This is a genomic window from Myxococcus sp. MxC21-1 (genome assembly GCF_032612255.1).
In the GTDB taxonomy this organism is placed as follows: domain Bacteria; phylum Myxococcota; class Myxococcia; order Myxococcales; family Myxococcaceae; genus Myxococcus; species Myxococcus virescens.
The window spans coordinates 8,171,040-8,197,659 of sequence record NZ_CP123278.1; the positions used below are offsets into that span (position 1 = coordinate 8,171,040).

Annotated in this window: 27 protein-coding genes and 3 pseudogenes; 10 read left to right on the top strand and 20 right to left on the bottom strand. The window is 69.4% G+C overall.

Going from position 1 to position 26,620, the window contains the following annotated elements:
* Nucleotides 1-85: 85 nt before the first annotated feature.
* On the top strand, nt 86-1,351 hold the full coding sequence (locus QEG98_RS36545) for a S1C family serine protease (RefSeq protein WP_316564610.1): 1,266 nt from the start codon (nt 86-88) through the stop codon (nt 1,349-1,351).
* Between the two features lie 11 nt (nt 1,352-1,362).
* Nucleotides 1,363-1,623, top strand: a complete 261-nt coding sequence (locus tag QEG98_RS36550) for a PDZ domain-containing protein (protein ID WP_316564611.1) — start codon at nt 1,363-1,365, stop codon at nt 1,621-1,623.
* Here the strand turns inward: QEG98_RS36550 and QEG98_RS36555 are convergent.
* Nucleotides 1,604-2,170, bottom strand: coding sequence for a YdcF family protein (locus tag QEG98_RS36555; protein ID WP_316564612.1), 567 nt, complete (start codon nt 2,168-2,170; stop codon nt 1,604-1,606). The two genes, QEG98_RS36550 and QEG98_RS36555, sit on opposite strands and share 20 nt — an antisense overlap.
* Nucleotides 2,171-2,520: 350 nt before the next feature.
* Between QEG98_RS36555 and QEG98_RS36560 the strand changes: the two genes are divergently transcribed.
* Both QEG98_RS36560 and QEG98_RS36565 read left to right on the top strand, forming a co-directional pair.
* Nucleotides 2,521-2,907, top strand: coding sequence for a hypothetical protein (locus QEG98_RS36560; RefSeq protein WP_316568026.1), 387 nt, complete (start codon nt 2,521-2,523; stop codon nt 2,905-2,907).
* A gap of 116 nt (nt 2,908-3,023) precedes the next feature.
* Nucleotides 3,024-3,575, top strand: a complete 552-nt coding sequence (locus tag QEG98_RS36565; RefSeq protein WP_141618865.1) for a hypothetical protein — start codon at nt 3,024-3,026, stop codon at nt 3,573-3,575.
* A gap of 80 nt (nt 3,576-3,655) precedes the next feature.
* On the opposite strand, the gene QEG98_RS36570 is transcribed toward QEG98_RS36565, so the two are convergent.
* A complete protein-coding gene (locus tag QEG98_RS36570) occupies nt 3,656-4,462 on the bottom strand; it encodes an endonuclease/exonuclease/phosphatase family protein (RefSeq protein WP_316564613.1) in 807 nt (268 codons plus the stop codon).
* A gap of 209 nt (nt 4,463-4,671) precedes the next feature.
* Between QEG98_RS36570 and QEG98_RS36575 the strand changes: the two genes are divergently transcribed.
* Nucleotides 4,672-4,953, top strand: coding sequence for a hypothetical protein (locus QEG98_RS36575; RefSeq protein ID WP_316564614.1), 282 nt, complete (start codon nt 4,672-4,674; stop codon nt 4,951-4,953).
* 38 nt (nt 4,954-4,991) lie between these two features.
* On the opposite strand, the gene QEG98_RS36580 is transcribed toward QEG98_RS36575, so the two are convergent.
* The 3 genes from QEG98_RS36580 to QEG98_RS36590 form a co-directional block, all read right to left on the bottom strand.
* Nucleotides 4,992-5,615, bottom strand: a complete 624-nt coding sequence (locus QEG98_RS36580) for an MXAN_6652 family MXYO-CTERM-anchored protein (RefSeq protein ID WP_316564615.1) — start codon at nt 5,613-5,615, stop codon at nt 4,992-4,994.
* 72 nt (nt 5,616-5,687) lie between these two features.
* Nucleotides 5,688-6,425 carry a TetR/AcrR family transcriptional regulator gene (locus QEG98_RS36585; protein WP_316564616.1) on the bottom strand — a complete coding sequence of 246 codons (738 nt, stop codon included), beginning with the start codon at nt 6,423-6,425 and terminating at the stop codon, nt 5,688-5,690.
* Nucleotides 6,406-7,080: a DUF4336 domain-containing protein gene (locus QEG98_RS36590; protein ID WP_316564617.1), complete on the bottom strand. Its 675-nt coding sequence runs from the start codon at nt 7,078-7,080 to the stop codon at nt 6,406-6,408. Before QEG98_RS36590 ends, QEG98_RS36585 begins: the two co-directional genes overlap by 20 nt.
* A gap of 158 nt (nt 7,081-7,238) precedes the next feature.
* Here QEG98_RS36590 and proS point away from each other — a divergent pair, with 158 nt between their 5' ends.
* The 4 genes and pseudogenes from proS to QEG98_RS42480 all read left to right on the top strand — a co-directional run bounded on the left by proS (nt 7,239) and on the right by QEG98_RS42480 (nt 12,236).
* On the top strand, nt 7,239-8,690 hold the full coding sequence (gene proS / locus QEG98_RS36595) for a proline--tRNA ligase (protein ID WP_011556580.1): 1,452 nt from the start codon (nt 7,239-7,241) through the stop codon (nt 8,688-8,690).
* 180 nt (nt 8,691-8,870) lie between these two features.
* Nucleotides 8,871-9,427 (top strand): annotated as a pseudogene (gene thpR / locus QEG98_RS36600) (RNA 2',3'-cyclic phosphodiesterase).
* A 78-nt stretch (nt 9,428-9,505) separates the two neighbouring features.
* Complete coding sequence (locus tag QEG98_RS36605) at nt 9,506-10,123, top strand: YiiX family permuted papain-like enzyme (RefSeq protein ID WP_316564618.1); 618 nt, start codon at nt 9,506-9,508, stop codon at nt 10,121-10,123.
* Nucleotides 10,124-10,176: 53 nt separating this feature from the next.
* Nucleotides 10,177-12,236 (top strand): annotated as a pseudogene (locus tag QEG98_RS42480) (MopE-related protein).
* Between the two features lie 6 nt (nt 12,237-12,242).
* Here the strand turns inward: QEG98_RS42480 and QEG98_RS36620 are convergent.
* From QEG98_RS36620 to QEG98_RS36660, 9 genes and pseudogenes are all read right to left on the bottom strand, one after another.
* On the bottom strand, nt 12,243-13,010 hold the full coding sequence (locus QEG98_RS36620; RefSeq protein WP_316564621.1) for a methyltransferase domain-containing protein: 768 nt from the start codon (nt 13,008-13,010) through the stop codon (nt 12,243-12,245).
* Between the two features lie 101 nt (nt 13,011-13,111).
* Entirely contained in the window at nt 13,112-13,858 is a 747-nt protein-coding gene (locus QEG98_RS36625) for a hypothetical protein (RefSeq protein WP_316564622.1), read from the bottom strand.
* 151 nt (nt 13,859-14,009) lie between these two features.
* A complete protein-coding gene (locus QEG98_RS36630; protein WP_090488093.1) occupies nt 14,010-14,765 on the bottom strand; it encodes an ABC transporter ATP-binding protein in 756 nt (251 codons plus the stop codon).
* The gene (locus QEG98_RS36635; RefSeq protein ID WP_011556587.1) at nt 14,762-15,646 is read right to left on the bottom strand and encodes an ABC transporter ATP-binding protein; all 885 of its coding nucleotides are present in this window, start codon (nt 15,644-15,646) and stop codon (nt 14,762-14,764) included. The genes QEG98_RS36630 and QEG98_RS36635 overlap by 4 nt, the downstream gene beginning before the upstream one ends.
* On the bottom strand, nt 15,643-16,707 hold the full coding sequence (locus QEG98_RS36640) for a branched-chain amino acid ABC transporter permease (protein WP_090488091.1): 1,065 nt from the start codon (nt 16,705-16,707) through the stop codon (nt 15,643-15,645). Before QEG98_RS36640 ends, QEG98_RS36635 begins: the two co-directional genes overlap by 4 nt.
* A pseudogene (locus QEG98_RS36645) lies at nt 16,707-17,626 on the bottom strand (branched-chain amino acid ABC transporter permease). Before QEG98_RS36645 ends, QEG98_RS36640 begins: the two are co-directional and overlap by 1 nt.
* Nucleotides 17,626-18,831 carry an ABC transporter substrate-binding protein gene (locus QEG98_RS36650; RefSeq protein WP_141592204.1) on the bottom strand — a complete coding sequence of 402 codons (1,206 nt, stop codon included), beginning with the start codon at nt 18,829-18,831 and terminating at the stop codon, nt 17,626-17,628. Before QEG98_RS36650 ends, QEG98_RS36645 begins: the two are co-directional and overlap by 1 nt.
* A gap of 123 nt (nt 18,832-18,954) precedes the next feature.
* The gene (locus tag QEG98_RS36655) at nt 18,955-19,674 is read right to left on the bottom strand and encodes a YsnF/AvaK domain-containing protein (RefSeq protein WP_316564623.1); all 720 of its coding nucleotides are present in this window, start codon (nt 19,672-19,674) and stop codon (nt 18,955-18,957) included.
* A gap of 34 nt (nt 19,675-19,708) precedes the next feature.
* Entirely contained in the window at nt 19,709-20,095 is a 387-nt protein-coding gene (locus QEG98_RS36660; RefSeq protein ID WP_316564624.1) for a hypothetical protein, read from the bottom strand.
* A 338-nt stretch (nt 20,096-20,433) separates the two neighbouring features.
* On the opposite strand from QEG98_RS36660, the gene QEG98_RS36665 reads away from it, so the two are divergent.
* Entirely contained in the window at nt 20,434-21,309 is an 876-nt protein-coding gene (locus QEG98_RS36665; RefSeq protein WP_316564625.1) for a YsnF/AvaK domain-containing protein, read from the top strand.
* A 57-nt stretch (nt 21,310-21,366) separates the two neighbouring features.
* Here the strand turns inward: QEG98_RS36665 and QEG98_RS36670 are convergent, their stop codons facing one another.
* The 6 genes from QEG98_RS36670 to QEG98_RS36695 form a co-directional block, all read right to left on the bottom strand.
* A complete protein-coding gene (locus QEG98_RS36670; RefSeq protein WP_316564626.1) occupies nt 21,367-22,518 on the bottom strand; it encodes a serine/threonine-protein kinase in 1,152 nt (383 codons plus the stop codon).
* Nucleotides 22,479-22,799: a hypothetical protein gene (locus QEG98_RS36675; RefSeq protein ID WP_316564627.1), complete on the bottom strand. Its 321-nt coding sequence runs from the start codon at nt 22,797-22,799 to the stop codon at nt 22,479-22,481. The genes QEG98_RS36670 and QEG98_RS36675 overlap by 40 nt, the downstream gene beginning before the upstream one ends.
* A 119-nt stretch (nt 22,800-22,918) precedes the next feature.
* A complete protein-coding gene (locus QEG98_RS36680) occupies nt 22,919-23,215 on the bottom strand; it encodes a hypothetical protein (protein WP_140800155.1) in 297 nt (98 codons plus the stop codon).
* Nucleotides 23,216-23,286: 71 nt separating this feature from the next.
* Nucleotides 23,287-25,110, bottom strand: coding sequence for a molecular chaperone DnaK (dnaK, locus tag QEG98_RS36685; protein WP_090488077.1), 1,824 nt, complete (start codon nt 25,108-25,110; stop codon nt 23,287-23,289).
* 5 nt (nt 25,111-25,115) lie between these two features.
* Nucleotides 25,116-26,003, bottom strand: a complete 888-nt coding sequence (gene grpE / locus QEG98_RS36690) for a nucleotide exchange factor GrpE (protein WP_316564628.1) — start codon at nt 26,001-26,003, stop codon at nt 25,116-25,118.
* Nucleotides 26,004-26,095: 92 nt separating this feature from the next.
* On the bottom strand, nt 26,096-26,605 hold the full coding sequence (locus tag QEG98_RS36695; RefSeq protein ID WP_090488073.1) for a transcriptional regulator: 510 nt from the start codon (nt 26,603-26,605) through the stop codon (nt 26,096-26,098).
* Between the last annotated feature and the right edge of the window lie 15 nt (nt 26,606-26,620).

Below are 26,620 nucleotides of genomic sequence, written 5' to 3' on the forward strand. Positions count from 1 at the left end.
CCAGGCGGCCTGACAGGCTTCATGCCCGGGTGGTCAGCCCCCTGCGTCGCGCGGCGGTCGCAGCTTGCGACAGGGGAGGAAGGCGATGAGGGTACACGCGCGCGGGGTGGCGGTAGGGGTGCTGCTGGGCCTGGTGGCCTGCCGGAAGGACACGGAGGAGCCGCCTCCTTCCACGGCGACCTCCGCACCGAAGCCGACCGAGCCTCCCCAGTTGCCCACCGGACGCGCCGTGGCGCTCGCCTCCGTCGCGCCCCTGGTGGCGTCCGTGAGTTCGGCCGTCGTCAACGTGGAGGTGCAGCTGGGCGCGCCCACGCCCGGCGAGACGAAGGACACGCCCTGGGGTGGTGACGGTCCCTCACCTTTCGGAGGCTTGCCGTTCGACGGTCCCCCTTTCGGCGACGCCCCCGAGGACCCGCTGTCTCCCTTCGAGGCTCCCTCGCCCTTCGCGCCGCCGGTGCGAGAGGGCATCGGCTCCGGCTTCATCATCGACGCCAGGGGACTGGTGCTGACCAACCACCACCTCGTGGAAGGCGCGGAGGCGATTCAGGTACAGCTCGCCGACGGGCGCGACCTGGAGGCGCGCGTGCTGGGCTCGGACCCGCTCACCGACGTGGCGGTGCTCCAGCTCGAACGCCTGGACGGCGGCAAGCCCTTGCCGGTGGTGCGGCTGGGAGATTCGGATGCGCTGCGTGTGGGGGACTGGGTGCTGGCCATTGGCAATCCCTACGGCCTGACGTCCAGCACCAGCCTGGGCATCCTCGCCGCGAAGGAGCGCGACATCGCGGCGGGCCCCTTCGATGACTTCCTCCAGACGGACGCCGCCATCAACCCGGGCAACTCCGGCGGTCCGCTGTTCAACCTGAATGGCGAGGTGGTGGGCATCAACACGGCCATCGCCGGCGAGGGCTCGGGCATTGGCTTCGCGGTGCCCAGCAACCTCGTCAAATCGCTGCTGCCCCAGTTGGAGAAGAAGGGCGCTGTCACCCGCGGCTGGCTGGGGCTGATGGTGCAGGACATGACGCCCGATTTGGGCGAGGCGCTGGGCGCGCCGGTGCGGGAGGGCGCGGTCATCACCGACGTCACGGCGGAGACAGCGGCGGCCCGAGCCGGGCTGCGGCCGGACGACATCATCGTCGCCGCGGATGGACAGCCCATCGACTCGGCGGGCGCGCTCACGCGACTGGTGGCGCAGAAACCACCGGGCGCGGAGCTCACGCTCGCCCTCTACCGGGACGCGAAGAAGCGCGACGTGAAGGCGACGCTGGGCACGCGGCCCGACCTGGAAGGCGTCGCCGAGAAGGAGCCGGCCGTCGGGGCTCGCAGCGCCCCGCCGAGCATCGCGTGGGGCTGAGCCTGATGGACATGGACCCGGCGCTGGCGGAGTCCCAGGAGCTGCCGCCCTCCGGCGCCTTGGTGACGGAGGTGGCCCCCGCCTCCATGGCCGAACACGCCGGCCTGCTGCCGGGCATGGTGGTGGTGGAGGCCGAGAACAAGCCCGTGCGCGGCGCGAAGGACGTGGTGACGGCGCTGCGGAAGGCGAAGCCCGGCGAGTCCGTGCTGCTCCGCGTGGCCCTGCCGGGCGGCGCGCTGGAGCTGCGCGCGCTCACGGTGCCGGAGAAGTAGGCGCGCGCGCCAGCAGCACGCGGGGATGCAGGAGCAGCGCGACGGCCTCGCGCACCGTCCAATAGATGCGGTCGAACGTGTCCAGGTTGCGCTCGGTCTCCAGCGCCGGACTGGTGGCCACCTCCCAGCCATACAGCCGGAAGTAGTTGCGCGCGCGCAGCAGGTGATACGGGTCCGACACCACCACCACGCGCCGAGCCCCCAGCCCGCGCAGCACCTCCGCCGTGAGCCGGGCGTTGTCGTCGGTGGAGTGACTGCCCTCCTCCAAGACACACGCCTCCGCCGGGACGCCCATCCGCGTCGCCAGCGCCAGCATGGCGCGCGCCTCGGAGGGTGGGTTCACGCCCACGCCGCCGGAGAAGACGAGCCGGGGGCCACGCCGCGGTGGTACAGCGCCACCGCGTGCTCGGTGCGCGCGCGCAGCGCCCCGGAAGGCACGCCCCCGGGCAACACGCGCGCGCCCAGCACCACCAGCACGTCCGCGGGCGCGGCCTGGTCGCGCTGACCGAAGCGGTCCACCACCCAGGCGAGACCGAAGACGCCACACGTCAGCACGCCCGCCCCCACCATCAGGAGCCGGAAGAGGCGCGCGGTGCGCGGCGTGAGTGACGTGGGCGGCACCCTCCGCACGCTAGCCTGAAGTCGCCCCTCCGCCACCGCGCAATCCACGCCGATGCCTGGAGACCACACACCGGCGCGCTTTGCCGCGGTGGCCAGCAAGAACTGCCGGGGTCGCGAGGATTTCCTGCGCGGGCGCGTCGCCTGAGCGCATGTCCCGACAGGCCATGGGAAGGCCCGGGGAATGAACCGCCTCTCGGCCGCGGCGCGTGCGCGGCATGACACGCGGGCCCGGGCGGACTGGACGTGGCCCCATGGGTGCGCTCCAATCCCCGGGTGATGACCCCTGAAGACGCAACGAAGGCCCTGTCGGAAGTGGAGCTGGTGCCCTGCGCGGAGATGGCGCTGCTGGACGCGCGGCGACTGGTGGACGCCTGCCTGGGCGCGGACGTGCCGGCGCTCGTGCATCGCGAGGCCTGCAGCAAGCCGGGATGCAGCCCGAAGTTCCAGGTGCTGGTGCGCCCCGAGGACGGCCCTCGCGTGGCCGCCCTGCTCCAGCAGCGGTGGATGGACAGCATCGAGCGCGAAGGCCTGATGCCCATGGGACGCACCGCCGCTCCTGCGGCCCCCATCCCCGAGGACGGCGAGCCGCCCTGCCCGGCCTGTGGCACCGCCGCGCCGCTGCTGGAAGGCGCCTGTAGCGACTGCGGACTCCAGCTCGATTGAGGGACGGGCGGACGCGAGCGGTTGTCACATCACCGCTTCGTCTCATGAAACATTTGCAGCACACTGTGGCCTGCAAACCCAAACGCGGGGCGTCCGCGCCCCCGCGGAGAGCGTGAATGGAAGTCAAAGGCGTCGCTTTCCTGGCCCGGCAACAGTTGATGGTGCAGACCCATGGGGAGGCGGCCTGGAAGGCGTTCCTCACCCACTTCGCGAAGAAGGAGCCCTTCTTCTCCAAGCCCGTGATGCCGGTGTCGCGCATGCCGGCGGACGCTTTCCTCCGGCTCAACGACGAACTGCTGGCGCGCTTCTACAACAACAACCCGAGCGCATATTGGCAGTTCGGCGTGAAGTCCGCCGAGTACGCCCTGGGCCAGGGCCAGCTCAAGGCGATGTTCAGCCAGGGTGACTTCCGGCGCTTCCTGCTGTTCACCCCCGGCATCTGGAAGGGCTACTTCACCGAGGGCGACCTCAACGTGCTCCCCGGTCAGGGCCACACCGACCTGCACATCACCCACGTTCCCCGGCCACACCCCTACTTCGAGCTGTCCGTCATGGGCTTCGCCTCCGGCGGACTGGCGTACCTGGGCGCGCAGAACCTCGAGCACCAGGTGCTCAAGGGCTTCACGCGCAACGACAACGAAGTGCTGTACCGCTTCAACGTCGGCTGATGCCCGCGCTGGCCCGCGCCTCGCTCAAGGCGCGGTGCCGGTGGCCGCGCGCTCGGCGACCAGGGGCACGGCTTCCGGCTTCAGCCGCAGGTCCGCCACCACGGGGTAGTGGTCGGACACGTCCACGCGCAGCACCCGGCTGGCCACGGACGTGAAGGCATCACACGCCAGCACGTAGTCGATGCGCAGCGTGGGCAGGAAGAGCGGCAGCGGATACGTGCCCCCGTGCCCCCAGTCGCCGCGGCGACGTCATGCAGGGCCCGCCGCAGCAGCCGCGTGGAGCGTGAATCCGGTCCGTCGTTGAGGTCCCCCATCAACACCTTGGGCCGCGAATCCTGCGCCATCAGCCGCGCCACGTAGGCGCTCTGCCGCACGCGGGTGTCGCTGTTGAAGGGCTGGCGGATGAGGTGCGTGAGGTAGACGCTCACCTCGCGCCCATCCACCTCCACCGCCGCATGCGCCACGGTGCGAGGCTCCGCGCCGCGCGGCCCCGGCAGCGGATACTGCGCCAGTGCCTCCAGCGGGAAGCGCGACAGCACGGCGATGCCGTAGGCCCCGCCGAACAAATCCGTGGTGCGGAAGTGGGCGCGGTACTTCAGGCCGGTGAGGCGGGACAGCTCCTCCGTCTGGTCCAGGCCGCGCGCGCGGGTGGACCCCACGTCCACCTCCTGCAGGGCGACGACGTCCGGCACCGCGGCGCGAATCACGTGCGCCACGCGCTCCAACCCGCGGGCGCCGGACTGGATGTTGAAGGTCATCACCCGCAGCTCTCCCGGGGCGCGCCGAACGGCGGCGACGGACTCGGTGGAGGCGAGGTAGCCAGGGCCGGTCGCACACGCGAGCGGCCCCATCAGGAACAAGACGGGGAGAAGGCGACGAACGCTCATGGGCGGAAGGGGCGCGATGTTAAGCCCCCTCCGCGAACCTGTCGCCCTGCCCCCAGGCTCGCCCGGAAGGCAGCCGGCCGGCGAGCCATCAGCAAGCAGGCTGGCGAGGCCGTGTCCGCCCTCCACCGGGGGCCCGACCCAGGAGCCGACCTGCGTCCGGTCCGGACCACCCTTCCCCCTGCTCCATCCCACGCCCAACCTGTTTCTTCATGAAAACGACACTGGCATCCGATTCGTCTGGCCGGTCCCGCTGGCGCTCGTGGGCGCTGATGGCCATTCCCGCCGCCCTGCTGCCCATGGGACTCCTGCGCTACCGCGCCCGGCGCCGGTCACGCCGTCCGGCGCCCCTGCGCAGCGCCGTGGGCCTGGGGCTGGTGTCCCTGGCCATCCTGCAGCTGGCGGGCAACTCCCGGCGCAAGGTTCGACGGGTGCCGTCCTTCGCCGCCTTCCTGCCCGACGAGTTCACCGCCTCGGTGGCCTCCGGTCACTGACGGCGCGGTCGCGCACGGAGGCCTCCTTTCAACGAGGCCTAGCGGCGGCGGCGCAGGCGGGTGCCGAGCAGCACCAGGGCCGCGCCCAGCAACGGGATACCGCCCGCGGCGGCGCAGCCACCGCCGTCATCACCACCACCGTCACCGTCGCCGCCGCCAGTCGCCACGTTGACGTTGAGCGTGGTGGCCGCGGAGGCGTCACCCTGGTCGGTGCCGTTCTCGTTCACCGAGTTGCCCGCGCCGTACAGGGTGACGGTGCCGGGAGTGGACGGCGCCACCAGGGTGAAGTCGAAGCGGGCCTCGCCGCCGGAGAACGCCTGGATGTTCTTGTGGGTGACTTCCCCGCTCAGCTTGTACGAACCCGTGCCCGGGTTGAGCGTGCCGCCGTTGTCGCTCACCGCCACGTTGTAGCCCGCGCCGGAGGCCGGACCGCCCCGGACGACGAGCGTGTAGTTGCCGGTGGCGCCCGGCGCCAGCGTGGTGGGCCCTTCGATGGTCACCGTGGGTGCGCTGCCGCCGGTGTGGCACTCGGCACAGGTGAGGCTCGAGCCCTGCTTACCGCTTCGGCCACTGATGCCCATGGAATTGGCGAACGCGGAACCGGAGACAAGGCACGCCGACACAACGCCGGCAACTCCGAGTGATGCAAGGTACGACCGCATGAAGCCTCCAATAAGGAACGACGGGAAGGAGGCTCTCTACATAGCGCGCCCCTCCCACCCTTCACAGCCACCCTAACGGCCGCTACTGCGCAGCAATACCGCACAGGCCTCGTCACGAAGTTGAGACAAGGTGAAGCGCGTTCCCACACCGGAGTGCTCCAGTCCGGCCCCCAGGGAAAGCACCCCGTGCGCCATGGTCCAGGCCAGGTTGGCCAGCCGACGCGGCTGGAGCCCTGGGGCCAGCCGGCCCGCGCGCGCATCCGCCTGGAGCCGCGCCTCCAGCACGTCATTCAGCTGTCCACTCAGCGCCAGCACCCGCGATTGGTGCGCCTCGGATTGCCGCCCCGTCAACTGCGGCCACAGATAGACGACGCGAAAGCCGTCCAGGTCCTCCGCGTACAAATCCACCCGGGCACGAACCAGCGCGGCCAGGGCCTCCACGCCGCTGGCCGCGGCCGTCACCGCCGCCTCCAGCACCTTCACCTCGCGCTCCAGCCCCTCCACTGCCAGCGCCCCCACGAGGTCCTCCTTGGAGCGGAAGTAGTAGAACAGGGAAGGCTTGCTCAGGTCCGCCTCCGCCGCGACGGCCTCCAGGGTCAGTCCCAACACCCCGCCCCGAACCAGCACCGCCCGCGCGGCGACGAGGATGGCCTGACGGCGCCCCTCCTGACGCCGCGCCTTGCGCGCCTCGCGCTCGGAGGGCGCTGCGGTGGGAGCCGGTGCGGGAGTGGGCGCGGCTGGTGACACGGCGCCGCGACGGCGGCCCGGCGCGGGCTTGCGGCCACCGCCGCTAGAACCGGGCGAAGGCATTCCGCACCGCCTCCCGGCTGCCCTGCTCCACCACGTCACCGTGGCACACCACCACGCGCTCCACGTCCCAGGCCTGGGCCCGCGCCAGGGACGCGCGCACGGCCTCCCGGTCCTTGATGACGGAGCGGACCAGCATGGACGGCGCCAGCCGCTGCCACGCGCCGCTCAGCTTCAGGTACATGCGGGTGAACCATGAACCCGTCCGATGCACGTTGAACGCCAGGTCGGTGACGAACAGCGTCTGGCTGGGGCGGTGGAAGAAGAGCAGCTCATCCACCTTGGGCATCCCCTGGACGAGCACCTGGTCCAGGACGCCGGCCCAGCTGGCCTCGGCCGTGTCACCCAGCTCCAGGTCGATGCGCAGGTCCGGCCGCTTGCGCCGCAGCGCCGCGGGCGCGGCCACCTTCGCGTCTGGATAGGCCGCCGCCCAGTCCTGCACGTACAGGTGGTGCATCAGGTTGGGCGCCACCAGGAAGCGCACCGGCCCGAGCGCATCCACCGCCGCCCGCGCCTCCGGACTGAAGCGGACGGGCGAGTGGAGCCACAGCCCCCCATCCGGCAGGCGGACGGCCGTCATCCGGCCCCCCAAGTCCATTCCCCCGATGCGGAACTCCACCGCGAGCACGTGCACGTCGTCGGCCACCTGGCGAAACATGACTGCCTCCTGGATGCGGATTCAACCGGCGCTCATTATTCTGACCATTGGTCGAAAATGCAATCCCGTCCAGGAAGGGACCCAGCGCCCGTCCGGGCGACGGGGCCGTTGATTTCCGGGTGGGCCCGGCGTAGGCAACCGTCCTCTTTCCACGACTTTTGAAGGGTGCTCCGCACATGGCCGAGAAGCTCACGCCCCGCGAGAAGGGCTTTTCCGAGTGGTACGTCGACCTGGTCCAGAAGGCGAAGCTCGCCGACTACTCGGACGTGAAGGGCTGCATGGTCATCCGGCCCAATGGCTATGCGCTGTGGGAGAACATGCAGCGCGTCCTGGACAAGATGTTCAAGGACCTGGGCCACAAGAACGCCTACTTCCCGCTGCTCATCCCCGAGAGCTACCTGAAGAAGGAAGCCGAGCACGTCGAGGGCTTCAACCCGCAGCTGGCCGTCGTCACCCACGCGGGTGGGTCCAAGCTGGAGGAGCCCTACGTCATCCGGCCCACCAGTGAGACCATCATCAACCGCAGCTTCGCCAAGTGGATCCAGAGCTACCGGGACCTCCCGCTGCTGCTGAACCAGTGGGCGAACGTGATGCGCTGGGAGATGCGCACGCGCCTGTTCCTGCGCACCACCGAGTTCCTCTGGCAGGAAGGCCACACCTGTCACGAGACCGAGGAGGACGCGGAGAAGGAGACCCGGCAGATGCTGGAGGTCTACCGGACCTTCGCCGAGGACTACATGGCGATGCCGGTCATGACGGGCCAGAAGTCGGAGTCCGAGCGCTTCGCCGGCGCGCTGCGCACCTACAGCATCGAAGCGATGATGCAGGACAAGAAGGCGCTCCAGGCGGGCACCAGCCACAACCTGGGACAGAACTTCGCCAAGGCCTTCGACACCCAGTTCCAGGGCCGCGACGGCAAGATGCACCACGTGTGGCAGACGTCCTGGGGCGTGTCCACGCGCCTCATCGGTGGCCTCATCATGACCCACTCGGATGACGCCGGCCTCATCGTCCCGCCGAAGCTGGCGGCCACGCACGTGGTCATCATCCCCATCTTCGGCAAGGCCTCCGACGCGGAGAAGGCGCAGGTGCTGGAGAAGACGAACGCGCTGGCCGCGGACCTGCGCAAGGCGGGCCTGGGCGTGGTGCTGGACGACGACGACACCAAGAGCCCGGGCTTCAAGTACAACGAGCACGAGCTCATCGGCACGTGTCTGCGCATCGAGCTGGGGCCCAAGGACCTGGCCAAGAACTCCTGCGTCATGGTCCGCCGTGACGTGCGCCAGAAGGAGTTCGTGTCGCTGGACGAGGCCGTGTCCAAGGCGCAGGCCATGCTGGACGCCATGCAGAAGGACCTGTTCACCAAGGCGAAGTCCTTCCGCGACTCGCACACCTTCGAGGTCAACTCCTACGAGGAGCTGAAGGAGAAGGCGGACCAGGGCTTCCTGCTGGCGCACTGGAACCTGGACCCCAAGGTGGAGGCGCGCATCAAGGAGGAGACGGGCCTGACGACGCGCTGCCGTCCCTTCGACCTCAAGCAGGAGCCGGGCAAGTGCGTCGTCACCGGCGAGCCTTCGCCGGGCCGCATCGTGTTCTCCAAGGCGTACTGAGCCCCAGTCACGTCAGGGCCGGCGGCAGGGCACGACACCGCCCGCCGCCGGCTCGAACTGGAAGGCGCCCCCGCGGCGCGCCTGGTGGCACCGGACACGAGCAGGGCGACACCCACCGGCTCCTCTGCTGAAGGGAATCGAAGGACTGTGTCTCGCCCACGATGTCAGGAGCCGTGAGCCATGCGCCTGTTCACCGCCGTCACCCTGGGGCCCGCCATCGAAGCGCGCACCACCGAGGAGTTGCACCGGCTGCGCCCCTGGCCCCCCAGGCCCGCTGGGTGAAGCGGGAGGGCCTCCACCTCACGCTCGTGTTCCTGGGGGACGTGGATGACGCACGCCTGCCCGCGATTCACGACGCCCTGACGCCGATAGGCGCTCGGCATTCCCCCTTCGTGCTGTCTGTCATCGGTGGCGGCGCTTTTGGCGCGCCCGCCCACCCACGCGTGCTCTGGGCGGATGTGTGCGGCGCCACGGACGCGCTGAAGGCCTTGCAGACGGATACCGCCCGGGTGCTCCAGCCGCTCGGATTCGAGCCCGAGCATCGCGAGTACACCGCGCACCTCACGCTGGCCCGCGCGAAGCACCCGCGCGGAGACGCCGCCCTCCTCGCATGCGTCCAGGCACTGAAGGACACGTCACTGGGGGAGGGGCGTGTGGACCAACTGGTGCTTTTCGAGAGCAAGGGCGGCCATTACCTGCCCCGACTGGAGGTGCCCCTCACCCGCACGCTGGGGTAGCGGCCCCTCGTGATGGCTGGCATCCCGGCTGCAATCTCCGCACGCCGGAAGCAGCCAAGCACCTGAAAGGACTCGTCAATGCGGTGGATGGTCATGCTGATGGTGTGGTTCGGCGCCCACAACGCGGTCGCGGCGCCACACGAGGGCCTGGAGGCCCGGTTGCAGACGGGAGACATCGTCCTGCACACCTCGCGCTCCTCGCAGTCACAGGCCATCCAGAAGGCCACGCAGAGCCCCCTGTCCCATGTGGGCATGGTGGAGGTGAGCGAGCAGGGCGCGTGGGTCGTGGAGGCCGTGCAGCCGGTGCAGCGAATCCGGTTCTCGAAGTGGAAGGCCCGGGGCGTGAAGGGCGGCATCCTCGTCCTACGCCCTCGGGAACTGAGCGATGCGCAGCGCCAGCAGGCGGTGACGGCGGCCAAGGCGCACCTGGGCAAGCCGTATGACTGGCACTTCGGCTGGGGGGACGACGCGATGTACTGCTCGGAGCTGGTGCGCAAGGCCTACGCTCAGGGGGCGGGCTTGGAATATGGGAAAATGGAACGGCTGGACTCGCTCCGTGTGAAGGGCCTGGAGCAGCAGCTCCGTGAACGTTACGGGAAGCGGGTTCCCCTGGATTTGGAGCTGGTGACGCCCGCCAGCATCGCCGCGGATGTACGCCTGGACGTGGTCCACTCCGACTTCCCGTCCGCGAGGTAGGTGCGGACTCGCGAGGATGCAGCGGCGGGGCCCGGACGCGATAGAGTGTCCGCATGCGACGCGTTCTGGTGCTCCTCCCTCTCCTCGCGCTGGCCGGCTGTAAAAAGGACGAAAGCCCTGGCGCTGCCAAAGTCACGGTGGACTACTCGGGCTTTCTGCCCGGCTGCGTGCAGGTGAACGCACGCGACGAGGGCAGCGGCAAGGAGCTCTCCACCACCGTTGCCGGCAAGGGCGGGCCCACCGGAGGCTCGCTGACGGTCGCGGTGATTGCGCCCGGCGGCTGGGGCTCGACCATCCAGGTGGAGGCGCGCGCCTTCGAGAAGACCTGTGACGCCGCGAGCCCCGTGGTGACGCGGTCCACGTCCGTGACGCTGACGCCAGGAACCCCCGTCCCGGTGGCCCTGTCCCTCCAGGCGACGGATGCGGACGGCGACGGGTACGTCTCCGTGCTCACGGGCGGCACGGACTGCCAAGACACCAACCCGAACGTCCACCCGGGTGCGACGGAGCTCTGCAACGACGTCGACGACAACTGCAACGGGCACTCGGACACGGTGGAGCTGCGCCTGGGCCAGAGCTGCACGGAGGGCGAAGGCTGTGAGGGCGTCCGTGCCTGCGGTGGGAACGGCGAGGTCCTCTGCAACATGCCGCTGGCCGTGTATGCCTACCCCGACGTGGACCAGGACGGACACGGCGACCGGAACGCCGCTCCCGTCGCCTTCTGCGCCGGTATCCCGCAGGGCTATGTCACGGGTCCCGCGGACGACTGCAACGACAACAACGCCAGCATCCGGCCAGGTGCGACGGAGCTCTGCAACGGCGTCGACGACAACTGCAACGACCAGATTGACGAGACGTTCACCGACCTCGGCACGGCGTGCACCGCGAATGCCCAGTGTGCCGGCGTCTACGTCTGCGACGCCTCGGGCATCGCCACCACCTGCCGGCCACGGCGACGCCCACTGACTGGTTCCTGGACGGCGACGGAGACAACTTTGGTGACGGCACGGCCGTGACGTCCTGCGTCTCGCCCGGCGCGGGCTACGTCGAGGTTGGTGGTGACTGCAACGACGGCAACCCGTTCACCTACCCTGGCGCGACGGAGCTGTGCGACGGCCTGGACAACAACTGCGACGGGAATGTCGAAGGCCCCGAGGTCTGCCCGAGCGGCGGTGCCAACTGGGTGTCACGCGACGTGGGCGCGACCGACCAACAGTGGCGCTCCATCTTCACAGAGGTCCCAGGTGATGTGACCGCGGTGGGCAATCAGGGAGGCGTCGCGATACTCACGCCGGGCTCGACCACATTCCAGACCAACGCGACCAACTGCGGCGACATCAACAGGGGCTGGAACGCCGTCTGGGTGGACATGGCGAATCAAGGCCGTGCCTACTTCGGCTCCACAGGCGGCAGCCTCTCCTTCCTGCATAGGTCGCAGAATTCCTGCACCGAGACACATGCCATGGGCCGATGGGCGCGTGGACTCGTCGGATTTCAGCACGAAGGAACCCTTGAGATTCATGGGGTCACTGAGAACTCCGGAACGGTGGGCCAGGGACTGGCGTTCACCTGGACTGGAGGTACTGGCTCCAGCGCGTTGAACTTCAGCACTACTGCGGTCGCGCCGCTGCAAGACATCCACGGCCGTTCCCGAGCAGCGCTATTCGCGGTAGGTGGTACCGAGACGGGGAGTAGCAGGGGGCGCATCTATCGGTTCAACCCCTCCTCCGGGCCGTGGCAATCGGAAGGTGTGCAAGACACCATCCCCAACATGGGGCGCCTGCGCGGGGTCTGGGTGGTGAACAACCAAGTCGCCTTCGCCGTGGGAGAAAGAATGAGCGGTGCGAACACCGTCCTCCAGTGGAACGGGCTCAGCTGGAGCAGGATGTCCTTCCCCGACACGCACAGTGAGACCCTGACTTCCGTCGTCGCCTTTGGTGCCAAGTCCGTCTACGTCGCGGCACGGAGCGGCCGCATCTACCGGTACGACGGCACGGTGTGGCAGATCGTCTTCGACAACTCTGCCTTTGCCTTCAACGACATCGCCGGCACCAGTCCCGCGGACCTCTGGGTCGCGGGCGATAACGGCAAGATTCTCCACTGGCCCCAGTAAACCGGCTCACGTCACCCGCCGCGCCACCACGAAGCGGCGGGTGAACGGGAACGGCGTCCCATACGGCTGCGCGGGATAGGACTCGCGCAGCAACGGGCGCAGCGTCTCCACAAAGGCGCGCGCCTCCTCCTCCCCGAGCGCCGCGAGCACGGGCCGCAGGGTCGTCCCCAGCAACCACTCCAGCACCGCGTCCTCGCCCGGGAGCACGTGCAGGTACGTCGTCTCCCAGGCCTCCACCGTCAGCCCCAGGGCGAACAGCCAGGACGCGTACACAGGCAGGGACTCCACCGGTCTGCGCCGCACGGGCGCCAGGACAGAAGCGAAGCGCGGCAAGGCCCGCACCTCGTCGACATGCCGGTGCGACGGCGCCTCGAAGTTGGCCGGTACCTGGAAGGCCAGCACCCCGCCGGGCGCCAGCTTCGCCACCAACCGCCCGAGCAACACCTCGTGGTCCGGCAGCCAGTGCAGCGCCGCATTGGACACGAGCACGTCCAGCGGCGCGGGAGGCTCCCAGTCCGCGAGGTCCGCCACCTCGAAGCGCACCGAGTCCACGGACGCACCGCGACGGGCCGCCTCAATCATCTCCGAGGACGCATCCACACCGAACACCTGGGCGGACGGCCAGCGCTCGGCCAACACGCGCGTGAGGTCCCCGGTGCCACACCCCAGGTCCGCGACCTGGGAGGGCGACGCCGCGTCCACCCGCGACAGCAAATCGAAGAAGGGACGCTTCCGCTCGTCGCGAAAGCGTGAGTACTGCGCCGGGTCCCACATGGCGGCCTCCTGTCACGGGAGAGCCTAACGCCCAGGGTCCTTCAGCGCGGCATCGCGGGACACGCTCCCCAGAAAGGAAGCGTGTCCCCGGGGGCAGCGGACTACTTGGCGCGGCGGCGACGGGCGCCCGCGTCCGGCGCGCTCCCGGCGTCCTCGCCACCCTCCACGGCGGCACCGGTGCCTTCGGCCGCATCGGCCGTCCCGGCGTCCGTGCCCGCGTCGGGCTCCGGGAGCTCAATCTTCGGCGGCGGGTTCACCAGCGTGAGCGAGGTGAGGAACTCGTCCGCGCCCGGCGCGCCGATGCCCGCGTTGTAGACGGTGATGAGGTTGTAGACGCGCGGCCCCACCAGGAAGCTGCGGCCCTTCACCTCGCCGCTGGGCGACGCCAGCATGTACGCCTTGCCCGGATAGCCATCCAGGGTGATGTCCTCGGAGCTCTTCAGCTCGCCCCCCACCTGCCCGGCGATGCCCTGAATGCCGCCGTTGATGAGCGCCTCGGCGGGCACCGTGGCGACGAACGCCTCCGGGTAGTCCACCGCGTTGACGATGTAGCTGACACCGCCCTCATTGGCCGCGTACGTGACGAGCGTGGCCTTGTCCGTCCGCTTCGGCAGGGCGGCCTCGCTGCGCTGCGCCTGCGGCGGGGGCCCCGGCAGCTTCACGGTGAAGCCCTCGGGAGCCTCCAGGACGTTGAACGCGACGGCGGGGGTCTCCTCTCCACCCTCGTTGGCGACCTCCTCGATGGTCGAGGTGGCTTCCCGGTTATCGGGCTTCTGCTGACCGGCGCACGCGGCGGCAATCAGTGACAGGGTGGCGAGGCTGGCGACAAGGCGGGACAACGGGGACATGGGCACACTTCCTGAGTGTGGTTGAACGCAGTGCGTCGACGGACGCTAGACGAACTTCCTGGTTGCTGACTACCCGACTTTGGGAGGGGAGCCAGTTTCATTGCGCGCCGGACTCTACCGGAGCGTCGGCGAGAGGACGTAGCACCCGCCACTACTCGCCGAGATACGCACGCCGGACCTCCGCGCTCTCCAGGAGCGCCTTGCCCGGCCCCGCCATCACGACCTCGCCCGTCTCCAACACATAGCCGTAGTGCGCGGCGTTGAGCGCCAGATGCGCGTTCTGCTCCACCAACAGCACGCTCACGCCCGTGGCATTCACCTCGCGCAGGGTGCGGAAGATGGCCTCCGTCACCTGCGGCGCCAGCCCCAGCGAAGGCTCATCCAACAGCAGCAGCTGCGGCTTGCTCAACAGCGCGCGAGCAATGGCCAGCATCTGCTGCTCGCCGCCCGACAGCGTCCCGGCCATCTGCTTGCGGCGCTCCTTGAGCACCGGGAAGAGCGTGAAGCTCTTCTCCAGGTCCTGCTGGATGCCGGAGGTGTCCGTGCGCAGGTACGCGCCCAGCTCCAGGTTCTCCTGGACGGACATGTTGGGGAACACGCCCCGGCCTTCCGGCGCGTGCGCCATGCCGCGCGGCACCAGTTGGTGCGCCTTCATGGCCGTGGTGTCGTGCCCGTTGAACTGGATGCGTCCAGCGCTGGGCTTGAGCATGCCGCTCACCGCGCGCAGGGTGCTCGTCTTGCCCGCCCCGTTGGCGCCGATGAGGGCCACCACCTCGCCCTTGCCCACCGTCAGCGACACACCCTTGAGCGCCTGGATGGCGCCGTAGTGCACCTTGATGCCGTCCACCGACAGCAGCGGCGGGAAGGCCTGGCGCTCCCCCAGCGTCTTCACCTGCGCGTCGCTCACGCCGCCCCTCCCTGGCTCTCCAGATAGCTGTCGCCCAGGTACGCCTCGATGACCTTCCGGTCGCTGCGCACCTGCGCCGGCGCGCCCCGGGCAATCGTCTCGCCGTGGTCCAGCACGGTGATGCATTCGCAGATGCCCATGACCAGCTTCATGTCGTGCTCGATGACGAGCACCCCCAGCTTGAAGTCGTCCCGGAGCTTGCGGATGAGCACCATCAGGTCCGCCTTCTCACGGGTGTTCATGCCCGCCGCGGGCTCGTCCAGCAGCAGCACCTTGGGCTGCGTGCCCAGCGCGCGCGCGATTTCCAGCCGGCGCTGCTCACCGTAAGGCAGGTTGCGAGCCTCCTCGTCGCGGCGGTGCGACAGGCCCATGACCTCCAGCAGGTGCTCCGCCTGCTGCGTCAACTCCCGCTCCTCCTGCTGGAAGCGCGGCGTCAGCAGCAGCGCGCGCCACCAGTCGCGGTAGTTGATGAAGGCGCCCTTCATCTTCGCGCCCAACCCCACGCCTTCGGGGTGCAGCGCGCCCTGCGCCCGGCACGCCACCTTCACGTTGTCCAGCGCGGTGAGCGCGCGGAACAGACGGATGTTCTGGAAGGTGCGCGCCAGCCCCAGGTGGTTGATTTGATGCGGCAGCCACCCGTTCACCCGCTGCCCGCCCACGCGGACCTCGCCCTGGGTGGGCTGGTACACGCCGGTCAGCACGTTGAACGCCGTGGACTTGCCGGCGCCGTTGGGGCCGATGAGCCCCTGCAGGTCGCCCTGTCGCACGGAGAGGTTGAAGTCCGTCAGCGCCTTGAGGCCGCCGAACTGGATGCTCACCCCGTCCGCCTGGAGCAATGGCGCTCCGGCCTCCGCCTTCGTCTCCTGCACGGCCGCGCTCACGCCAGCCCCCTGCGCTTGCGCGGAATCCACCGCGGCAGCACGTCCCAGATCTCCTTCGTCCCGAACAGGCCCTGGGGCCGCGCCAGCATCAGCGCCACCAGCAGCAGGCCGTACACGGGCATGCGAATCTGGTCCACCTTCTGCGCCAGGCTGCCTTCGGCCCCCAGCAGGGTGAACAGCGAGCGCATGCCTTCGGGCAGCAGCGTGAGGAACGTGGCCGCGACGATGGCGCCCGTCGTGGAGCCCAGGCCGCCCAGCACCACCATGACGACGATTTCCATCGACTTCACGAAGGTGAAGGAGCCGGGGTTGATGATGGGCACGAAGTGCGCGAACAGCGCGCCGGCGATGCCCGCGAAGAACGACGAGATGACGAAGGCGCGGACCTTGTAGCCCGTGGTGTCCACGCCCATGGCCTCGGCGGCCACCTCGTCCTCGCGGATGGCCCACAGGCTGCGGCCGTGGCTGGAGCCGGTGATGCGCCGGGCCACCAGCACCGTGAGGAACACGAAGAAGTACACCATGGCCGGCGATGACGTCTGGGGGATGCCGGACAGGCCCAGCGCCCGGCCGAACGCGTCCGTGTTCTGCACCACCACGCGGATGATTTCGCCGAAGCCCAGCGTGACGATGGCCAGGTAGTCCCCGCGCAGCCGCAGCGAGGGCAGGCCCACCAGGAAGCCGCACAGCGCCGCCGCCAGGCCGCCCACCAGCAGCGACGCGACGAAGAACACCTGATCGCTGACCGCCACCGGCAGGAAGGAGAGCGCCACGTCCTTGAGGTTCAGCGACAGGACGCCGGAGATGTAGGCCCCCACCGCCATGAAGCCCGCATGGCCGATGGAGAACTGCCCCGTCATCCCGTTCACGATGTTGAGGCTGACCGCGAGGATGATGTTCACCCCCACCACCGACAGCAGGTAGGAGGCGAAGGGCGCGTCGCTCATCAGCCACTGGAACAGCGCCAGCACCGGCAGCGCCAGCAGCACGGGCAGCAGGCCGCGCAGCGACGCGGGGACGGCGGAGCGGGCCTCGGGGGCGGGAATCGCCGGAGTCTCCATCAGACCTTCTCCGCGGCGACGCGGCCGAAGAGACCGCCCGGCTTCACCAGCAGCACCAGGATGAGGAAGCCGAAGGCCACCGCGTCACGCCGGTGCTGGCCGCGTAGCCCACCACGAACTCCTCCACCAGGCCCAGCACCAGGCCGCCCACCACGGCGCCCGGCACGTGGCCGATGCCACCAATCACCGCCGCCACGAAGGCCTTGAGGCCCACGTACAGGCCCATCAGCGGGCTCACCGACGTGTCCTTGATGGCGTAGAGCAGGCCGGCGCCCGCCGCCAGCGCGCTGCTCAGCATGAACGTCAGCGCGATGACGCGGTCAGTAGGAATGCCCATCAGCGCCGCCACGCGGTGGTCCCAGGACACCGCGCGCATGGCCCGGCCGAAGCGCGTGCGGAACACCAGGTACTGCAGGCCCACCATCAGCGCCACGGCGATGCCGAAGCTGATGACCTGCCAGTTCCACACCACCACGTCCCGGTCACCGATGACGAGCCACTCCACCGGCTCGATGACCTCCGGGAAGGCCCGCGGCGCCGCGCCCGGCAGGAAGCCGAGGTCCAGTTGGAAACCGTAGGACAGCGCGAAGGAGATGCCGATGGCGGTGATGAGCGCGGTGAGGCGCGGCTTCTCCCGCAGGGGGCGGTACGCGAAGCGCTCGATGAGGAACCCGAGCAGCGCGCAGCCCAGCATGGCCACCGCGAACACGACGGCCACGCCCAGCAGGGAGCTGCGCATGTCGCGCCCGAGCGCGAACGCGGTGGCGTAGCCCATGTAGACGCCGACCATCATGACGTCGCCGTGGGCGAAGTTGATGAGCTTCAGGACGCCGTACACCATCGTGTAGCCAAGCGCGACGAGCGCGTAGATGGTGCCGGCGGCCAGGCCGTTGATGAGGTGCTGGAGGAGCTGCGCCATTAGGGATTGATGGTCGTGACGTACTGCGTCTTGCCATCCTCGACCTTGAGGACGACGGCGGACTTCACGGCGTTGCGCTGAGCATCCAGTGTCACGGTGCCCGCCACGCCCGGGAAGTTCTTCGTCTGGGCAATGGCGTCACGCACGGACGGGCCGCTCAGGTCCTTGGCGCGCTCCAGGGCGTCCACCGCCACGCGGGCCGAATCGTAGCCCAGCGCGGCCAGCGCGTCCGGTACCGCGCCGTACGCGGCCTTGTAGTCCGCGATGAACTTCTGCACGCGCGGATCCGGGTTGTCCGGCGAGTAGTGGTTGGAGAAGTAGCTGCCCTCGATGGCGCTGCCGCCCAGCTCGAAGAGCTTCTCGGAGTCCCAGCCGTCGCCGCCCATCAACGGAACCTTGAGGCCCACCTCGCGCGCCTGGCGGGCGATGATGCCCACCTCGCTGTAGTAGCCCGGCACGTAGATGCCTTCCGGCTGCGACTTGCGGATGGCGGTGAGCTGGGCGCGGTAATCCGTGTCGCCCTGGCTGTAGCTCTCCACGGCCGTCACCTTGCCGCCCATCTCCGTGAACTTGCGCCTGAAGACGTCCGCCAGGCCAATGGAGTACGCGCTCTTGTTGTCCTGGAGCACCGCCACCGTGTTCAGCTTCAGGTTCTCCCGCGCGAACTTCGCCATCACGAAGCCCTGGAACGGGTCGATGAAGCAGACGCGGAAGATGTAGTCGCCCTTGTCGGTGACGGTGGGGTTGGTGGAGGACGGCGTAATCATCGGCACGCCCGCCGCCTGCGCCTTCTCCGCCATGGCCAGCGAGTTGGACGACGCCACGTCACCGAGGATGAGCACGACCTTGTCCTGCGTAATCAGGCGCGTGGCGGCCTGGGCGGCCTCCTCGGGCTTGCTCTGGTTGTCGTAGACGCGGATGGACAGCTTCTTGCCCTTCACCCCGCCTGCGGCATTGGCCTCCTTGAGGGCCAGCTCGATGCCGTTGCGCGTGGAGATGCCGAAGGTGGCCTGGCCACCGGTGAGCGAGCCCACCTGCCCCAGCAGGATGGTGTTCGCGTCCACCGGAGCGCCCCCGGGCGCCGCCCCCTGCCCCTGCGCGGCCTGAGTACCTCCTTCACCCGAAGGAGCTGGCTGCGTCTTCTTCTCGCAAGCGGCCACCATGACGGCGAGCGCGGCGAGGAGCATCGGGGCAAGTCGTCGCATGCAGGGCTTCCCTTCTCGGAAACTGACACGGCAAAGCCCTGGTTTTCTAGGGGACACCTCTCCATGGGTCAAGCGTGCAGCCGTCCCGAGCCCCCGTCACACACCCCCTGTGCGGCGCGTCAGTCAGGAGTGCAGCCCGTCCAACGGGCCGTCGTGGAGCACCTCGCCCCGCTCCTCCACCTCCGCCGTCTCTTTCCGAACGGTGGCGTGAACCTGCCGGAGCACCTCGTCGGTGTACCGGGAAACCGCAACCTCCTGCCAGACATGCACGGACCGGGTGACCTCCACCCGCTCCTCGTGCAGGGGGATGACGAAGGTGCCCGCCTCGAAGGGGACCAGCCCCTCCAGCACCGGCCGGGCGGAGGCCACGGCCTCCGGCGCCGGCGGGCCCTCGGCGTCCACGGTCTGTTCGGACACCCGCTCCACCACCAGCTCCTCGCGGCGCACAGGCACGGAGAAGTGCCGCACCTCCGTCCGCACCACCTTGTGGATGCGCACCTGTCCCGCCTCGCGCACCACCACGTGAGGATGGGCCTCCTCGCGGGCCAGGGGCACCACGAGTTCGCCGGGCGTCGCGAACCCGGCGGAGAGCACGGACTCTGGGTGACCTGACCGCGCCTGCGCCGGGCTGTCGTGCTCCGGTGACACCTCGTCCCGCGTCAGCCCCAGGTGCACGTCTTCTCCGCGCACGTCCACCACGTCGCCGTAGCGCGCGGTGAAGGACTTCAGCCGCAGCAGCCCTCCTTCAATGGCGAAGGTCTCCCCGCCACATCCCACCACGGTGCCCAACCGGGCCCCATCCGCCGTGAAGACCCGCATCCCTTCCCGTACGTCCGTGCGCATCGGAGGACTCCTCTCGTGTGGTGTGGTTCGCGGCTCACGCCAGCGTGGGCAACCCGGGCTCGCTCCAGGGATGCTCCCGGCCATTCGGCCCGCGCCGGAGCACCCGATCCAGGGGCGTGCTGGGGCGCTCCGGGTCCGTGTCCGTCTCCAGCGCCGCGGGCTCGCGGGCAGCGGGCGGCGGGGTGGGCGCCAGGGCCAGGACTGGAAACGGCCGGAGCCGATGGCGCGCGAGCCGGCCCGCCACCAGGGCGCCCAGCATCCCGGAGGCGCAGGCCACGCCCACCATGGGGCCTCGCAGGTCCGGACGGAGCAGCCGGTGGATGCCACGCACCACCAGGTGCGCCCCCACGCCCGCGGCCGCGCCGCCCACCCACGAGTCACTCCAGCGCCACGGCCCCCAGGTTCCCTGCCTGCTTCTCATGACGGTCTCCCGTTGGGTGCTCACGGCACGCGGTCCGGACGCACCTCGCCTGAAGATGGGGTGGGCCGCCGCGCCCTGAGAAGCCCCGGACCACGGCCGCCGGCGCGGTGTCGCCAGGGCAGGCGAAAGGACAGGCGGGCGTTCGGGCGGGCAGGCACGGTGCCAAGCCAACTGGCACTGCGTCCTCGGCCCCTGACACCGAGACCGAACGCTCACACCTTCCATGATGACCGGGGTGGAAACCCCAGGGCCTCGCGCTCGCACGCGGGGCATCCACCAGCGCCGGGGTCCAAGGTGTGACCAGCAGGTCCACCCGCCCCGGTCACGAGGAGCCAGCCATGTACCAACGCAGCGACGTCAACGAAGGGATGGTCGTCCGCAGCATCGACGGTGAGAAGCTCGGCAAGGTCTTCGCCGTCGGCGACGGCGAATTCCACATCGAGAAGGGCCTCTTCTTCCCGAAGGACTACCTGGTCCGGTACTCGGAAATCAGTCGCATCGACGGCTCGGAAATCATCCTCAGCCACGGCAAGGAGATGCTGAGCCGGCTGACGGGTGAGGACCGCACGGGCGCCGTCGCCGGCACGGGTGGCGGTGCGGGCGTGGGTCCGGGCGCGGTGGGACTGGGCGCCGACCAGGCCGCGGCTCGCACCAGCACGGGCATGGACGCCACCACGGACACGGTGGGCCGCAAGGGCGCCTACGACACGGGCTACGACACACGTCTAGGCACGGACACCGCGGGACTGAAAGCCACGGACACCCCGGTGGGTGCGCGGGACATCCACGGCCGCGAGGAGGACATCACCATCCCCCTGCACAAGGAGGAGGTGGACGTGCTCAAGCGGGACGTCCAGGCCGGCGAGGTCCGCGTCCACAAGGACGTGGTGGAGGAGGACCGGGAGATGGACGTGCCGGTGCGCCGCGAGCGCGTCCGCGTGGAGCGCCGGGACGTGAGCCCGGAACGCCCGGCGATGAATGCCTCGTTCCAGGAGGAGACCGTCGTCGTCCCCCTGCGCGCCGAGGAAGTCGAAGTCCAGAAGCGCGCCGTCGTCGACGAGGAGGTCGTCATCCACAAGGACGAGGTGGATGAGGAGCGCCACATCTCCGAGCACGTACGCCGGGAAGAGGTGGACATCCGCACCGAGGGCAGCGACGAGCGGGCGCGTACGCTGAACGCGCCCTCCGACGACCCGCTCAAGCGCGGGTACTGAGCGCGCCTTCCCGGCCCCTCGCTCCTCCCAAGAGGGGCCGGGTCTCCTCCCGCTTCGTCAGGGTGAGGACTTCCGGAGCCGCGGTCGCATGATGGGCGTTTCCTCCTGGGACCGCCCTCCCGCGGAGGCAGGGCGGTCCAACCGCATGAACTCGCGATGCCGGTCGGGGAAGTGCTTCGCCATGAGCCGCACCAGCTCCGAGTCGTTCGCCGGACGGCAGGCATCCGCCAGCCGGTCCGCCATCTCCCGCGCGCTGCCGAAGCGCGCCTCGGGGCGCTTGGCCAGTGCCGTCTCCAGCACATCCCAGAGCGCCCGGGAGATGTGCGAAGGCCGCGGCGGAAGGGCCTCCTCGCAGATGGCGTGCATGGTGGCCAGCTCGTCGGGCTTCTCGAAGGCCCGCGCGCCGATGAGCGACTGGTAGAGGACGAGCCCCATGGCGAACAGGTCGCTGCGCGCATCCAGCCTCATGCCGCGCGCCTGCTCGGGGGACATGTACAGCGGCTTGCCCTTCACGATGCCCGGCAGCGTCACCGTGCGCTGGGCGCGGGCCTTGGCCACCCCGAAGTCCAGCACCTTCACCCGCCCGTCGAACCCCACCATGAGGTTGTGCGGGGACAAATCCCGGTGCACCAGCTCGAGCGGCGCGCCGTCCTCGCCCTGCAGCACGTGCGCCGCATGCAGCCCCGCCAGGCTCTGGCACACCACGGCCACCGCGTGCGCCGTCTCCAGCGGGCCCTTGGCCGCGCGGAGGAGCCGCTCCAGGTCCACGCCGCGCACCAACTCCATGGCGATGTAGTACGCGCCCTCCGCCTCGCCGAAGTCGTAGAAGTGCACCAGGTTGGGGTGGGAGAGCCGCAGGCCGATGCGGGCCTCGTCCAGGAACTGCTGGACGATGGAAGGGTCCGAGGACAGGTGCGGGAGGATGCGCTTGAGGGCCACCAGTCGGCCCAGGCCCTCCGGGCCTCGGGTCCGCGCCACCAGCACCTGCGCCATGCCTCCGGTGCCCAGGGGTGTCACCACCTCATAGCGGCCAATGTGGCCCCGCGAGGCCGTAGGCGGCTCCCCGGTGAGCGCGTCCAGCCGCTCCAGCGCGCTCTTGCCGTCCGTCAGCGCGAGGAAGCCCAGCACGGCGCTGTCGAGCTGCTCGCCAATGGCCTCCACCAGCTTCATCACCAGCCCGCCGCCGCCGTCGAAGGCGCCCTCCACCACCAGCCCCAGGCCCCCAGCTCCAGGCTGCCCAGGGCCAGCCGCGTGCAGAAGAGCGTCCGGCCGTCATCCAGCTTGCGGACACCTTGCCAGTGCGCCGCCTCCAGGACGTCCACCCCGGGCTCGCCCAGCACCCGCGTCAGCACCGGGCCTCGCGTCCCTCGCAGGGACACGAAGCCCGCGCGCGCATGCACCAGCCGGGCACACTGCGTGAGAAACACGTCGAGCCCGGAGTTCAGGTCCAAGCCCCGCTCCAGGCAGTCCTCCAGGATGACGTCGGCCATCCGATGCACGGAGACCAGACCCCGGAGAAAAACGACCTCTTCCTCTAAAGAGGGAAAATCCACGGGCCCATTCAACACCCGGGACGCCCTTTTCACGAAACCCGGAACCTCCGGGACGGCTACACGCGCTCCCGGTCCTTCAACGGCGCCACGGCCGGAAGGTGCTCGGGCGCGCCGGAGCGGAGCGACCGGGGCAGGTGGTCGTCCATCAGCCCGTGCACCTCCAGCACGCGCTCCAGGTGCGCCACGCGCTCGCGGAGCAGCCGCACCTCCATGCCGCCGTGCTGGGATTCCTTCAAACGGATGAAGGCCTCCACCAAGGGCTTGAGGGAGAAGCGAAGCGTGAGCCCGAAGAGGGGCACCCCCACCACCATGGCGGTGATGAGGAACATGACGATGCCTTCGGTGACGTCCATTGAATGCGCTCCAGGAGGACTGACTGCGCGGCAGGCAGTCTACGCTGGAGCGCGGAGGCGATTGCGAGCGTTCAGCTCGCCTGGCCCGTGTAGATGGCGTCCGCGATGCGGTAGGCGCTGCCTTCCAGGCGCTGGAAGGACTCCTTGAGCACCGCCACGTCGGAGGTGTTGAGCACCTCCTTGAGGCGCTCCAGGTCCGCCTTGATTTCCTCGCGGTCCTTCTCCGACAGGAGGCTCGCGTACTCCTCCAGGCTCTTCTCCGTCGTGTAGATGAGGCCGTCGGCGTTGTTGCGCAGCTCCGCCAGCTCCTTCTTCTTCTTGTCGTCGGAGGCGTGCGACTGGGCGTCGGAAATCATCGCCTGGATTTCCGCCTCGGACAGGCCGGAGTTGCTCACCACGCGCACCTGCTGGACCTTGCCGGTGCCCAGGTCCTTGGCGCTGACGTGGACGATGCCGTTGGCGTCGATGTCGAACGACACCTCGATTTGCGGCACGCCGCGCGGCGCCGGGGGAATGCCCACCAGTTCGAAGCGCGCCAGCGTCTTGTTGTCCGCCGCCATCTCACGCTCGCCCTGGAGCACGTGCACGCTCACCAGCGGCTGGTTGTCCACGGCGGTGGAGAACACCTGGCTCTTCTTGCAGGGGATGGTGGTGTTCTTGTCGATGATTTTCGTGAAGACACCGCCGGCCGTCTCGACGCCGAGCGACAGCGGCGTCACGTCCAGCAGGAGGACGTCCTTCACCTCGCCCTTGAGCACGCCGCCCTGGATGGCCGCGCCCACGGCGACGACCTCGTCCGGGTTGATGCCCTTGTGGGGCTCCCTGCCGAAGAACTCCTTCACCTTCGCCTGCACGCGCGGCATGCGCGTCATGCCGCCCACCAGCAGCACCTGATTGATCTGCTGCGCGGGAATGCCCGCGTCCTTCAGGGCAATCCGGCACGGCTCGATGGTGCGGTCGATGAGGTCCGTCACCAGCGCCTCGAAGGTGGCGCGATCCACGGTCTCCGTGAGGTGCTTGGGGCCGGAGGCATCCGCGGTGATGAACGGCAGGTTCACCTCCGTCTCCGGCGCGCTGGACAGCTCGTGCTTGGCGCGCTCGGCGGCTTCCTTCAGGCGCTGCAGCGCCATGCGGTCCTTGCGCAGGTCCAGCCCGTTGTTGGCTTCCGCGAAGCGCTTGGCCAGGTAGTCGATGAGGCGCTGGTCGAAGTCCTCGCCGCCCAGGAACGTGTCGCCGTTGGTGCTCTTCACTTCGAACACGCCGGCGTTCAGCTCCAGGATGGAGATATCGAAGGTGCCGCCGCCCAGGTCGTAGACGGCGATGCGCTCGGTGCCACCCTCCTGCACCTTGTCCAGGCCGTAGGCCAGGGCCGCGGCGGTGGGCTCGTTGATGATGCGCAGGACATTGAGCCCGGCGATGCGGCCGGCGTCCTTGGTGGCCTGACGCTGACTGTCGTTGAAGTAGGCGGGGACGGTGATGACCGCCTCGGAGACCTGCTCACCGAGATAGTCCTCCGCCGTCTGCTTCATCTTCATCAGGACGATGGCGGAGACCTCCGGCGGGCTGTAGCCCTTGCCGCGAATCTCCACCCACGCGTCGCCGTTGGGGCTGGAGGCCACCTTGAAGGGCGACACGCCAATGGCCTTCTTGCCTTCGGGCGAGTCGAACTTGCGGCCGATGAGCCGCTTCGCCGCGAAGACGGTGTTCTCCGGGTTGGTGATGGCCTGCCGCTTGGCAATCTGCCCCACCAGGCGCTCGCCGGAGTCAGTGAAGCCCACCATGGAAGGCGTGGTCCGGCTGCCTTCGCTGTTGGGGATGACCACCGGCTCGCCGCCCTCCATGACGGCGACGCACGAGTTGGTCGTCCCAAGGTCGATTCCAATCACCTTGCCCATGTTGGTTACTGACTCCCCCCGGAAGAGTTCTCGGACTGCGCGGGCGCGGCGGGCGCCTCGGTGTCGGTCGTGGCCGTGGCGGTGGCGGGCTCGGCGACGGCCGGCGGCTCCGTGGCGGCCACAGGCTCGGCGGGTGCACGCGCGACGACGACCATGGCCGGACGCACCAGCCGCTCATTCAGGTAGAAGCCGCGCACGACTTCGTAGGCGACGTGGCCGGCGGGGACGTCCGCCGTCTCCACCTGCTGGATGGCCTCGTGCACGCGCGGGTCGAACACCTGCCCCTTGGCGCTGAAGCCCTTCACCCCGTGGCGGCCCAGCGCGTCCTCGAAGGACTTGCGCGTCATGGCCACGCCCTTCTCGAAGCTGTCCAGGTCCGGCGACTTGGCCGCGGCGTCGATCGCGCGGTCCAGGTTGTCCATCACCGGGAGCAGGTCCTTGAGCAGCTTCTCCGAGCCGAAGCGCTGGACCTCCTCCTTCTCCTTCTGCGCGCGCTTGCGGTAGTTCTCCAGGTCCGCGGCGTGGCGCACGGTGCGCTCCTGCGCCTCCTTCGCACGCTCGTGGGCCTCGCGCAGGCGCTCCATCGTCTCGCGCCCCTTGGCCTGGCTGAACTCGAGCTGGGCCTTGAGGGACTCCACCTCCTGGCGGAGCGCCGCCACGTCCTCGGACGGGGGCGCCTCGGCGTCAGACGGCGGAGAAGTGGTGTCGGCGGGGGATGCGGACGCTTCGGCCTCCACCGCGGTGGACGGGCCTGAAGCCTCCACCTCGATGACGGTCACCTCGTCCTCTTCGTCCATGTGACGCTCGACGCTGCGAACCGCCGCGTCGATGACGTCCTGCCCGATGTCTGTCTGGATTCTGCTCTTGTCGTTCGAGCCGGCCACGGCGCGCACTATCTCACGCGCCGCGGGACCTTCCAAATGGCGAGAAGGACAAAGGAAACCGGCTTGCCCCCGGGCAAGCGGGCTTCACACCCAGCGGAACTTCACGCTCCGGCGGTGGTCTTGGCGGCGGGCTTCTTGGGCCGACCAATCGTCTTCTTGGAACCCGAAACAGCCTTCTTCGCCGTCTTCGTGGCGGCGCCCTTGGCGGCGGGCTTCTTGCGGCCAATGGACTTCTCCCCGGCCTTCTTCGCGGCCGGGCGGGAGGCGCTGGCCTTGGGGGCCTTGGCCTCGGCTGCGGGTTCGGCTGGCGCCTTGGCGGGACGCGAAGGAGGGGTACGCTCGCCGCCCTCCTCGCTCGTGAAGGCGCGCTCGACGGCGCCCTCGACCTGACGCACAGCGACTTCAATCTTCTCCGCCGCCACCTTGCTGGTGCTGGCGGCCCAGGTGCGCAGCTGCTCCAGGCCTTCCTTCACCTTGGCCTGGTTCTGAGGGTCCTTCACTTCCTTGAGGAGGCGCTCAGCCTCGCCGCGCAGGTCATCGGTGGTGCGCTTGAGCTCGTCACCGGTGCGCTTGAGGAAGTCCATCAGCTGCTTGTCCCACTTGTTGGCCATGTGCTGTCTCCTCCA